Origin of the sequence: Gordonia oleivorans, assembly GCF_040044975.1 — a bacterium.
GTDB classification, from domain to species: Bacteria; Actinomycetota; Actinomycetes; order Mycobacteriales; family Mycobacteriaceae; genus Gordonia; species Gordonia oleivorans.
In genome coordinates, this window is record NZ_JBDZDI010000006.1 from 15,402 (window position 1) to 26,561 (window position 11,160).

11 protein-coding genes are annotated in these 11,160 nt (G+C 67.6%); 2 read left to right on the plus strand and 9 right to left on the minus strand.

What is annotated here, in order from left to right; all coding sequences use genetic code 11:
• Window positions 1-10: 10 nt before the first annotated feature.
• The 8 genes from ABLE92_RS11540 to ABLE92_RS11575 all read right to left on the minus strand — a co-directional run bounded on the left by ABLE92_RS11540 (window position 11) and on the right by ABLE92_RS11575 (window position 7,886).
• Window positions 11-982 carry an MlaD family protein gene (locus ABLE92_RS11540; protein ID WP_348804908.1) on the minus strand — a complete coding sequence of 324 codons (972 nt, stop codon included), beginning with the start codon at window positions 980-982 and terminating at the stop codon, window positions 11-13.
• Window positions 979-2,040 (minus strand): MlaD family protein, encoded by a 1,062-nt coding sequence (locus ABLE92_RS11545; protein WP_348804909.1) that lies wholly within the window; start codon window positions 2,038-2,040, stop codon window positions 979-981. Before ABLE92_RS11545 ends, ABLE92_RS11540 begins: the two co-directional genes overlap by 4 nt.
• On the minus strand, window positions 2,037-3,158 hold the full coding sequence (locus ABLE92_RS11550; protein ID WP_348804910.1) for an MlaD family protein: 1,122 nt from the start codon (window positions 3,156-3,158) through the stop codon (window positions 2,037-2,039). Before ABLE92_RS11550 ends, ABLE92_RS11545 begins: the two co-directional genes overlap by 4 nt.
• The gene (locus ABLE92_RS11555) at window positions 3,158-4,213 is read right to left on the minus strand and encodes an MlaD family protein (protein WP_348804911.1); all 1,056 of its coding nucleotides are present in this window, start codon (window positions 4,211-4,213) and stop codon (window positions 3,158-3,160) included. The genes ABLE92_RS11550 and ABLE92_RS11555 overlap by 1 nt, the downstream gene beginning before the upstream one ends.
• Complete coding sequence (locus ABLE92_RS11560; protein WP_348804912.1) at window positions 4,201-5,217, minus strand: MlaD family protein; 1,017 nt, start codon at window positions 5,215-5,217, stop codon at window positions 4,201-4,203. Before ABLE92_RS11560 ends, ABLE92_RS11555 begins: the two co-directional genes overlap by 13 nt.
• Window positions 5,218-5,222: 5 nt before the next feature.
• Window positions 5,223-6,245: an MlaD family protein gene (locus ABLE92_RS11565; protein ID WP_348804913.1), complete on the minus strand. Its 1,023-nt coding sequence runs from the start codon at window positions 6,243-6,245 to the stop codon at window positions 5,223-5,225.
• Window positions 6,242-6,985, minus strand: coding sequence for an ABC transporter permease (locus tag ABLE92_RS11570; protein ID WP_348804914.1), 744 nt, complete (start codon window positions 6,983-6,985; stop codon window positions 6,242-6,244). Before ABLE92_RS11570 ends, ABLE92_RS11565 begins: the two co-directional genes overlap by 4 nt.
• A gap of 121 nt (window positions 6,986-7,106) precedes the next feature.
• On the minus strand, window positions 7,107-7,886 hold the full coding sequence (locus tag ABLE92_RS11575) for an ABC transporter permease (protein WP_348804915.1): 780 nt from the start codon (window positions 7,884-7,886) through the stop codon (window positions 7,107-7,109).
• A gap of 245 nt (window positions 7,887-8,131) precedes the next feature.
• Between ABLE92_RS11575 and ABLE92_RS11580 the strand changes: the two genes are divergently transcribed.
• The gene (locus ABLE92_RS11580; RefSeq protein ID WP_348804916.1) at window positions 8,132-8,749 is read left to right on the plus strand and encodes a TetR/AcrR family transcriptional regulator; all 618 of its coding nucleotides are present in this window, start codon (window positions 8,132-8,134) and stop codon (window positions 8,747-8,749) included.
• A gap of 24 nt (window positions 8,750-8,773) precedes the next feature.
• Here the strand turns inward: ABLE92_RS11580 and ABLE92_RS11585 are convergent, their stop codons facing one another.
• On the minus strand, window positions 8,774-10,228 hold the full coding sequence (locus ABLE92_RS11585) for an MFS transporter (RefSeq protein WP_348804917.1): 1,455 nt from the start codon (window positions 10,226-10,228) through the stop codon (window positions 8,774-8,776).
• 114 nt (window positions 10,229-10,342) lie between these two features.
• On the opposite strand from ABLE92_RS11585, the gene ABLE92_RS11590 reads away from it, so the two are divergent.
• Window positions 10,343-11,071, plus strand: a complete 729-nt coding sequence (locus ABLE92_RS11590) for a TetR/AcrR family transcriptional regulator (RefSeq protein WP_348804918.1) — start codon at window positions 10,343-10,345, stop codon at window positions 11,069-11,071.
• The last annotated feature ends 89 nt before the right edge of the window (window positions 11,072-11,160 follow it).

Below are 11,160 nucleotides of genomic sequence, written 5' to 3' on the forward strand. Positions count from 1 at the left end.
GCTCCTCGTCTCAGTTCGGGATGGTCACGTTCAGGCGCACGCTGTCGCCGGGCAGCATCTGCATGACCCGGTCGACCAGGGCGGCGATGTCGAGATTGGCCAGCGGGCTGCCCGACCGCTGCGCCGCGGGCAGTAGGGTCTGCGCCAGCGAACCGATGGGCGGTGCGATCGTCGCCACCAGCGGCGCCGCCCGGTTGAGCGTCGGCTTCCACCGCTCACCGATGAGTTCGCCGCCGCGGGTGAAGTCGGCGAAGGGTTTGACGCTGGTGACCACGCGCCGCAGACTCTCGCCCGCGTACAGCAGTTCGGGGCTCGTCGCCCGGAGCGCCGGCCCCACCCAGTCGGCGCGTTGCAGGATCGACGTCGCATTGCCGATGACCGTCACCAGCGCCGGTTGCGAGTAGATCATCGTGGCCGCGAGCAACTGGGCGGCCGGAGCCAGGCGGTCGACCGCGTCGTCGGTTCCGGCGAGCGCGGCCGACAGGGTCTCGACGAGCCGATTGACCAGACCGGGATCGACCTGATCGAGCAACTTCTCCGCCGACCCGAGAAGCTCGGGCACCGATGCGGGCACCTCGACGGCGGTGGCCGCGACGTGGTCGCCGTCGGCGAGAACCGCTGTACTGACGGCACTCTGGGGTGTCACGACGATGCCCGATTCGCCGAGCATCGACTGCGCGGACAGGTCGAATCGGCTGTCGACCGGGATGTCGTAGCGGGCGTCGTAGGCCACGGAGATCTGCACCGCCGATCCCTGATAGCTCACCGAGGTGACCTCGCCGATGTCGACGCCGCGCAACAGCACCGCCGAACCGGCATGCAGGCCATTGGATGTCGGGACGGTCATGGTGACGGTCGTCGTGTCGTCGAGAGGTCGCACGTCGAGGACACCGAGCGACAGATACGCCACCGACGCCACCAGCACCGCAACGGTTCCCACGATGGCGGCGATGTTGCGGACGAGCATCGCGGTGCCGGTCATCGCAACGCCCCCATCATCCGCAGCACCGACGCCACCGAACGCGTCACGTCGGCGTCGTCGAGGGTGACCTGGTCGACGGAGATCGCGCCGTCCTTCACGAACGGCACGATGTCGGTGCGCGTCACGTCGATCAGCGCGCCGATGTTGCCGTTGAACTGCGTCGAGTGGGCCGAGTAGCTCCGCAGCAGCGGAACGAGTTCGTCCAGGAAGGGATTGAGTTGGGCCAGTCGCGGGGTCAGCCAGCTCAGCCCGGCGGCCAGCGCACTGGATCCGGCGACCAGTTTGAATCCCTCGTTGACCGAGTCGAACACCGCGCGTATGCCGAATTGGCCCTTGTCGCCGAAGGAGTACCCCAACGCATCGGGGTTGGCCGCCATCTCGGCCGAGGCCTTCTGCAGGCTGGTGATCATCGCGTCGAGATCGCGCGTGCCCGCAGCCAGGTCGGTGATGTCCTGCGCGCCGACCCGGGATGCGCCGGCCAGGTCGCCGCCGGTGTCCACCGACTCGTTGATCTGCCGGATCGAATCCTGCACGCGCAGAATCGATCCACCGGACATGAAGTCGGCGAGGTTGACGATGATGTCCTCGACCTGCGGGCCGGGATCGGTGTCGGCGATGCCGATCACCGCGCCGTCGGGCAGCATCGACGACGACGGAGAAGTCCCCTCGGGCGGGATCAGCGCCACATAGATGTCGCCGAGCAGTGTCGACTGCCGCAGTTCGGCGGTGGAACCGGCCGGTACCCGGGCCTGCGGTGCGAGGTCGATGCTCAGGCGTGCGGCGTCGGGCACGAGACCGATCGATTGCACTGTGCCGATCTGTGTTCCGCGGGCCAGCACCCGCGCGCCGAGCGGCAGGTTGACGACGGAGGCGAAGTCGACGTAGAGGGTCGAACCACCCGATGACGCGGTGAGCCGCGGCAGCAGCGTGACCGGATTGGTGCCGGCTCCGACGATCGCCGTCACCAACGCGGCGACGACGGCGAGCACGCACATCGCCATCGTCAGGGCACTGCGTATCCGGGCACCGCGTATCCGGGCACCGCGGCGCGCGATCATCGAGCACCTCCCTGCACCAACCGGGCGACGACCTCGGTGAGGTTCACCTCGGCGACCGACCCGGACGACGGGTCGCAACCGCCGGGATCGGTGCGATTGACCAAGGCGCACAACGCCGCACTGTCGGGGGTCCGCACCGCGACCCGCGGTGCGCGGTAGGACACCTGGAACGCGGCGGCCTTCCGGTTGATCGTCGTCGCGAGATTGGTCGCGATCCCGGGTGTCTTCTCCAGGATGGCGGTGAGGTCATCGGTGTGGGCGATCGCCACGGTGACGAAGGGCATGGCGACATCGGCGGTGTCGAGCACCGGGGGCAAGACATTGCCGAGGAGGTCATCCAGGCCGGGTCCGGCCTCTCCCAGACCGTCGAAGATGTAGACGAAATCCTCGAACAGCCGGGCCATGAAGAACGTCAATGATGCTGCGTTGACCCCGATCTCACGGATGGGATCCCAGTTCTGGTCGGCGACGTCGGTGAGGACGGCCAGGTTGTCGAAGACGGTGCGCATCTGGGCGAGGAAGTCCTTCGGGTCGGCCATCAGCCGGGACAGATTGGTGATCGTGGCGTTGATGTCGGGGCCGGTGCCGTCGAACTGTCGGTCCACCGCGGTGAGCAGTCCGCCCACCGGGGCGGCGGAATCCGTTCCACTGCCGCCGATCTCGTCGAACATCGTGGTGAAGGACGAGAACGCCGCGCTCACCGAGATCGGTGTGTAGGACCGGCTGCGCGGTATGCAGTCGCCGCCGGCCATCGTCGGTCCGCCGCGGGCCTGCGCGTCGACGAGTTCGAGCCGGCGGTCGGCGAGCACCGAATTGTTCACCGCGACAACCCGTGCCGTGGCAGCGATCGGCCGGTCGTCGTCGATGGACATGTCGACGGTGACCTGCCCGTTGTGCGGCGCTATCCCGGTCACGGTACCGACGCGGACCCCTCGGATGTTGACCGCGTTGCCGACGTAGAGACCCGCCGAGTCCGGCAGCTGTGCGCACAGTGCTCGTTTGTCGTTGTCGGACAACCGGAGCCAGACGACCACCGCACCGATCATGAGCGTGACCACCAGCAACGCCGCGATCAGCGCCGCGACGCGACCACGGGGACGCACCACCCGGACGCTCATCAGCAGGTCCGTCCGGCGATCGGGATGCAGACGACGGAGTCGTCGATCACCTGGTCTCCGAAGTCCAGCGACACCCCGTTGGGCGTGACGATGGCGGAGAGCCTGTCGGCGATCTCGCGGAGTTGCCGGATGGCCTCACCCATCTTCGTCGACATCTCGTTGACCTGACCTGCCGTCGCGGCGAGCTGATGCAGGGGCGGACCGATCCGGGTCTCGTAGGGTTCGCCGAAGATGTCACCGACGTAGAGGACCATCTCGGCGAGTGCATCGTAGGTCTGGATACCGCGATCCTTGTAGCCGATGATCAGCGGCAGCACCGAGCGGATCCGGCCGATCATCTCGACGATCGTATCCCGCTGCGCGGCAAGCGTTGTGGTGTACTCCCCACCCAGATCGGCGATGGATTCGAGTTGCTGTTGCTGTTCGTCGAGGAGTGCGGTGATGTCGGCGGCATTCGACAGGATGCCGCGGACCGAGCCGGGTGCGGCATCGAGACTGTCGGTGGCCGCGACGGCGGTGTCGCGCATCGTCAGCGCGTCGATCCGGCTCGCGGTGGAGGCGGCGGCGTCGAGGACCTCACCGGTCGAGTACGGGATGGTTATCCGATCCTTGGGAATGGCGTTGTCGCCCAACGGTGCTGTTCCGGCCGGCAACAGCGCGACGTAGGCGCCGCCGACCACGGTGAGCATCCGGACCTGCATCGAGGTCTGGTCGCCGAGGAACACCGACGAGTCGACGTCGAGGGTCACCTCCACCTCCCCCTCCCCCTCCCCTTCCCCCTCCCCCAGGGTCACCGCGGTCACGTCACCCACCGGTATCCCGGCGACCCGCACCTCGGTGCCGCCGGTGATTCCGCCGCTCTCCTCCATCACCGCGTGATACTGGGTGCGCCCGGGTGGCCGAAGATAGAACATCGACGTCACGGCCACCAGGATCACCACCACGACCACCAGTCCGATGGCCCAGGCGAGTTCGCCGCGGCGCCCGATCTCGTCACGGACCGCGAAATCCTCGATGCGGGTGCGCAGGGACGCACCGCCGGTCAGGCGCGACACAGCGTCACCTTCCCGCCGCCGAGCAGCACGGTTCCCATGGCGGGCAACGCCATCCGGCCGTGCGAACAGTTCGCGTCGATCCCGGACTGCCCCATCGTCGCGTTGATGGTGGCGAGCATCGTCGGCACCATCGACAGCGTCTCGGTGAGGCGTGTGGTGTCGGGGATGAGTTCCATCAGCCGGGCGGAGATGTGATCGTGCCCGCCGAGGCCGAGATCGAAAGTGCTCTTCATCAATTCGACGATGGGCGGAAACACCTCCGAACCCGTTCCGAAGGCCTTCTTGAGGAGGTCGAGACGATTCTCGAGCGTGTCGAACAGCATGCGCATGCTCGACATCAGGGTGGTGATCATCGACGACTTGCCCTGCAACTGGTCGGACACCACACCGAGGTTGGTGAGGATGACCGTGATCATGGCGCGTTTGTCGGTGGCGAACTGGGTCAGTCGATCGATGTCACCGAGCACCGCACCGATCCCGACGCCGTCCTCACCCTGGATCAGGTGCAGCAGGTTGGTGGCGAAGGTGTTGAACACGGCCGGGTCGGCGCCGACGAGGATCGGCCGAAGACCGTTGAACAGCTTGGTGATATCGAAGGAGCCGACGGTCTTCGACGCCGGGATCACCGCGGCCGGGTCGATCGGGGCGTCGGACGAACCGCCTGCGCCGCCTTCGGTTTCGGTGATCGCGAGATACCGCTGACCGACCAGATTCTGAAATCGGATGGCGAGTTGGTCGTGCCCGGTCAGCCGGTTGCTCGTGCGCACCGAGAACGTCACCAGCGCAAGCCCATCGGACTGCAGCTCGATGTCGTTGACCTTTCCGACCGCGACACCGCGAATACGGACGTCGGCGTTCTCGTGCAGACCGAACACGTCGGTGAACTCGGCCCGGTAGGTGTCGGTGTCGCCGCCGACGGGCCGGTTGATCGCGGTGACGATGGCATACAGCGCCAGGATCACCACGGCCGCCACGAGAAGCAGACGCATGACGGCCGAACGCACACTCCTCACGATCCGGCCCCCGATCGTGCGAGCAGCTGGCTCATCGGGGTCGAGAAGCCGGGCACCAGATCGAGATTCACCTCGGTCGACAGGGTGGTCCTGCCGGTGCGCGGGTCGGTGTGGAAGGCGCCGCCGAATCGGTCGATCCGCTCGGCGAGCTGGGCGGGGGTGACCCCGCGCAGCGCGGTGCCCAACGGCGTCGTGAACGCGTTGACCAGATCGAGGGTCGCCCCGAACGGGCTCATCCCGTTGAAGAGCGCACCGAGCCCGGAGAACAGATCACCGATGTCGCCGATCATGCTGGTCACGCTGGCGGTGTAGGCATGGTCGGCCAGCAGCGGATTGGTCAGCGTGGTCTCCAGACCGGTGATCGCCGACGCACCCGCCACCGCCACACCGTCGAAGGCGTCGGTGGCGCCCGGCAGTAGGGTGCGTATCCGGGCGGTCTGTCCGCGTTGCAGGGTCTGCAGCGCGACGGTGGTGGCGGTCATGAACGGTGCCAGCCGAATGGTGGTGTCGCTCAGATCTTTCAGCAGATCGCTGAGTTCGGGGGTGAGCACCGGCAGGGTGACGCCGCCGGCGCTGCGCATGACGGCGGTCATGGTGTTGTCGGCCGGCGGCGCCGCCAGGGTGATGACGCTGCCCGGTCCGACCGCCCTCCCCGTCGTCGCCGGACTCAGTCGCACGGCGTCGGAGCCGAACAGGTTGCGGGAGACGAAACCGACCTGTGAGTCGTCGGTCAGCTCGCCGAGGTGGTCGCCCTGGGCGCAGATCGTCAGGCGGGTGGAGTCGGGCCGGGAGATGTCGAGATCGCAGACGGTGCCGATCGTCTCCCCGCGGACGTCCACCGGCACCCCGTTCTGGATGCCGTCGGGCACGCTCGGTGCGACGATGTCGAACTCGACCATTCCGTCGTCACCGGAAAAGGGCTGGACGACAAGCAGTGCCACGATCGCAACGATGGCCGCGACCGTCAGCAGTCCACGGATGCGCAGGGTACGCGCGGAACGCTCCCGTCCTCGTGTCATGCGAAGTTCAATCCCGAGTTGAGGCCCCAGAACATCAGCGACATCGCCATGTCGGCGGTGACGATGAGCACGAGACTGGCCCGGATGGCCCGTCCGGAGGCGATGCCGACGCCTTCCGGGCCGCCGTGGGCGAAGAACCCGTAGTAGGTGTGCGCGATGATCACGATCACCGCGAAGACAACGACTTTCAGCGTCGAATAGATCACGTCGACCGGACTGACGAAGGCCTCGACGTAGCGGTCGTAGGCGCCGGCGGACTGCCCGTAGAAGACGCTGACCACGATTCGTGAGGACAGGTACGCCAGGCACAGCGACACCAGGTAGAACGGGACGATGGCGAGCACACCGGCCACCACGCGGGTGCCCACGACGAACGGGATCGGCCGAATGGCCTGCGCCTCAAGGGCATCGATCTCCTCGGAGATCCGCATCGATCCGATCTCGGCGGTCATCCGGCAGCCGGCCTGGGCGGCGAATCCGACGGCGGCGATGATCGGGGCCATCTCGCGGGTCGCGGCGTAGCCGGTGATGAGCCCGGCCATCGGGGACAGATTCAGCGACGACAGGCTGGTGACGCCGAGGATGCCGATCATCCCGCCGACCGAGAGACCGAGGATCGCCAGCACACTCGCGATGCCGCCACCGACCATGATCGAGCCGTTGCCCCAGGTGGTCTCGGCGAAGGCCGCCATCGTCTGGGTCCGGTAGGCCCGCACCGTGTGTGGCAGTCCGGCCAGCACGTCGAGGACGAAACTCGTCTGGCGGCCGATGTGTTCGAAGGGACGTCCCGCCGACCGGCCGGCGCGCGACAGGCCGGGGAAACGGGTGCTGGGGACGAAGCCCGTCGTCTGCGGGGCTACGTCAGATGACCTGCACCGGGATGAACAGGGCCGTCACCTGCGTGATGATCACGTTGATCACCATCGACGCGACGATGCCGAGGACGACGGCCGCGTTGACCGCGTCGGCCACACCGCGGGCGCCACCGGCCGCTTCGAGGCCGCGGCGCGCCGCGATCACCACGACGACGAAGCCGAAGACGACGGACTTGCCGAGGCAGATCCACAGGTCGGTGGTCGAGGCGTAACTGCCGAAGGACTGCCAGTACGATCCGGCCACCACGCCCTGGCCGGTGATGGCCACGATGAAACTGGCGGCCACGGCGATGACGATGATCAGGATCGAGAGCACCGGCGCCACCAGCACCATGGCGACCATGCGGGGTGCGACGAGTCGTCGGGTCGGATCGATGCCGAGGACCCGCATCGCGTCGATCTCCTCGCGGACGGTCCGCGCACCGAGGTCGGCGGTGATCGCCGAGGCCCCCGCCCCGCCGAGGAGCAGGGCCGCGGCCATCGGTGCGCCCTGCTGGATGACGCCCATGCCACCGACCGCGCCGGCCATCGAGGTGGCGCCGAGATTGCTGGTGAGGCCGCCGATCTGGACCGCGATGATCACGCCGAACGGCACGGCCATCAGCAGTGCCGGCAACACGGTGATGCTGAGCAGGAACCAGGCCTGGATGACCGCCTCGCGGATCGGGAATCGGCCGCCGACGATGTCGATGGCGGCGATGAGCGGGGTCCGCGCGCCGAGCCGAACGGTGCGGCCGAAGCTCTGGGCACTGGCGGCAAGTGGCACTGTCCGCGCCTCCCCTCACACCCACAGGCAATCAAGCATTTGCTTGGTTTTGGAACGCATGATGCGTCCTGGTTTCAGATTCTGTCCCGGCGAGTATCACACATGGATGTGTCTCGTGTCACATGACCGAGGCCCGGGGTCCGGAATGTCCTGATCGACACCGGCATTGCAGATGCGGTTCCCGATCGACGATCGTCCCGGCCACTCAGACCGACTGACACACCATCGTGCGGTAGATTCACCCCGTGACCGGTCTCACTCCTCCACGAACGCGGGCGGACCGACGCAGCTCCATCGAGAACGGGCAGGCCGAGTCGATCACGGCCGCGGCCATCGTCGAGTTCCGACGGTCCGGGGTCCGCCGCGCCAGCATCGACCGCATCGCCGCCGAGGCCGGCATCAGCCGCAGCACCCTCTACCGGCGATTCCCCACCAAGGAGAACCTGCTGGCCGAGGTCATCCAGCGACTTCGCCGCGACTACGCGCGCGAGATCGACGTCGCGGTCGGCGGCCGGGACCCACGCACCACGGTGATCGAGACCTTCGTCATCGGGGTGACCGGCTTCCGCTCCGATGACCTCATCCAGAAGATCCTGGCCGATCAGCCCGATGCGCTGGAGATGTTCGTCGGGTTCGAGGCCCCCCAGGTCGAGGAGATGGTGGAGTCGTTCAGCCGGGGCATCGCCGGAACCCTTCGCAAGGCGGGTGCGTCGATGCCCGACACCGACCTGTGGCAGGTCGCCGAACTCGTGTTCCGGTTGATCACCTCGTTCGCACTGACCCCCACCCCCGCCCTCGACACCGCCGACGCCGACGCGGTCCGCGCCTACGCCCGGATGTTCATCGCGCCGCTGGTCTGGTGAGGTCGCCGCGCGCGGCGGCGGGGCTCAGTGCGCCTCCTCCACCGAATGCGAGTTGGTCAGCGTCAGCGCACCCCACCCGGCGACGACGCCGACGATGACGGACAGTACCGCGTAGGTGATCCGCTCGCCGTGGAAGAACGACGCCACGAGTTCCGGACTCCACACCCCGCTCGGCAGGCTGACCGTGACCAGGGCGGCGATGAACGTGCCGACGACGGCGGTCCCGATGCTGGTGCCGACCTCCTGTGCGGTGTCGTTGAGCGCGGTGCCCATCGAGGTCCGGTTCTCCGGCATCGCGTCGACGAGGGCGACGGCACAGATGGTCATGACCGTCCGCAGGCCGATGGTCATGACGACCATGCACACCGCGATCGCGGGGTATCCGTGATCGACGCCCCAGGCCAGACCGGCCAGGGAACCGGCGAGCAGGATCGCACCGCCGACGCACGCGATCCGATGCCCGTACCTCTTGGCCAGCCCCTCCGAGATCGGGGTGGCCGCGATCATCGTGACGATCATCGGGAGGTTGGCCAACCCGGCCTTCATCGGGCTCCAGCCGTAGGCGTACTGGAAGTGCAGGATCAGCCCGAACATCACCCCGGCCATGGCGATCGAGGTGCCGATCTGGGCGACCGCCGCGCCGCGGACGGTGCCGAACCGGAAGATGGTCAGGTCCAGCATCGGCTGTGCGGCGCGTCGCTCGTGCCAGACGAAGGCGACCAGGGCCACGATCGCGCCCACCGCGCATCCGATGGTCGGGACCGAGACCCAGCCGTGCTCGACACCGCTGGTCAGCATGTAGCAGGCGGCCCCGATGGCGCCGACGGACAGCAGCGCACCGGGCAGATCGAGCCGGTCGCCGGTCAGGTCCTCCGCGCGGTCGGCGGGAACGCCGGCGCGCACCCCGATCCAGGCGATGAGCGCGATCGGGGCGTTGATCACCAGCAGCCACTCCCACCGGAGATGGGCCAGCACGGTGCCGCCGAGCAGCGGTCCCAGGATGAAACCACTCATGCCGACGATGATCATGATCGTCATCGCACGCATCCGCAGCGTGTCGGACTCGAAGAGCCGGAACACCAGCGAGTTGGTGATCGGGGCCATCGCGGCGGCCGCGATGCCGAGGGCGGCGCGCAGCACGATCAGCTCACCGGCGGAGTTCACGAAGATCACCGCGAGGCTGATCAGCCCGAAGGCCGCGAGTCCGTAGAGCAGCACCCGACGCCGGCCGAGTCGGTCGGCGGCCGACCCCGCGGTGAGCAGCAGGCCACCGAAGGTCAGCGAGTACGCGCCGGTCACCCACTGCAGGGCGGTGGTGCCGCTGCCCAGGTCACGGCCGATCGTCGGCAGGGCGATGGTGAGCAGGGTGTTGTCGACCATCTCCACGAAAAAGGCCATACACAGGGCAGCGAGCGGAATCCAGGCTGCCCGCAGCGACCCGTAGGTGCGGGTCGGGAGCGATTCGGTTGCCGAGGTCATCGGAACCACCTCCTTCAGTATCGAACGTTGTTCGTTTCTCGAACGTGGTTCGATCATAGAACGCCGTTCGATATGTCGCAAGGCCGCGGCGGGCGGTGTGATGAGATGGGTGTCATGGCACCCGGAGCACGCACCACCCGTCGGCGCGCATCACATTCGATGGAGACCGTCATCGAGGCGGCCGTGGCCCTACTCGACGAGTCCGGTGAATCGGCCCTGACCTTCCGCGCGCTCGCCGCCCGACTCGGCGGCGGCGTCGGCAGCATCTACTGGTACGTGTCCAACAAGGACGAACTCCTCGACCGCGCCACCGACCACGTGGTGGCGGGCATCCTCGCCGACCTGGAGAACATGCGCGACGCCGAGGATCCGATCGACAACATTCGCGCGATCGCCGAGACCGTCTTCGCTGCGATAGTCCAAAGACCTTGGCTTGCTGCGTATTTCATGCGCAACACCACCATCCAGTCCAATGCGCTGGAGCTGTACGAACGCATCGGTGAGCAGGCGATGCGGCTGGATCTGTCCCCGCGGCAGGCCTTCCACGCGGTGTCGGCGGTACTCGGCTACGTCATCGGCGTGGCCGCCGACCTGGGCCAGGAACCGCCCCAGGAGGTGATCGACGGCACCACCTCACGCGAGGCCTACCTGGGCCGGGTGGTCGATCAGTGGCGGGCACTGGACGCGGCGAAGTACCCGTACATGCACTACATCGTCGACGAGTTCGAGGGCCACGACGACGCCGACCAGTTCCGGTCCGGCCTCGAACTCATCCTGGCGGGGCTGCGGTTGCAGGCCGGCCGGGGTGAGGACGCCACGTCGGCGGAGAGCTCGCGCGGCTGATCCCCGGTCGCGATACCGACACACCGACACACCGACGACAACGGCCCCCACACCGAAAGGTGTGGGGGCCGTTGGTCTCTGACGCTGCG

Excerpts from the sequence above, each read along its gene's own strand:
- ABLE92_RS11545 (WP_348804909.1), bottom strand. The coding sequence starts at position 2,040 with ATGATCGCGCGCCGCGGTGCCCGGATACGCGGTGCCCGGATACGCAGT.
- ABLE92_RS11540 (WP_348804908.1), bottom strand. The coding sequence starts at position 982 with ATGACCGGCACCGCGATGCTCGTCCGCAACATCGCCGCCATCGTGGGA.
- ABLE92_RS11565 (WP_348804913.1), bottom strand. The coding sequence starts at position 6,245 with ATGACACGAGGACGGGAGCGTTCCGCGCGTACCCTGCGCATCCGTGGA.
- ABLE92_RS11590 (WP_348804918.1), top strand. The coding sequence starts at position 10,343 with ATGGCACCCGGAGCACGCACCACCCGTCGGCGCGCATCACATTCGATG.
- ABLE92_RS11585 (WP_348804917.1), bottom strand. The coding sequence starts at position 10,228 with ATGACCTCGGCAACCGAATCGCTCCCGACCCGCACCTACGGGTCGCTG.
- ABLE92_RS11550 (WP_348804910.1), bottom strand. The coding sequence starts at position 3,158 with ATGAGCGTCCGGGTGGTGCGTCCCCGTGGTCGCGTCGCGGCGCTGATC.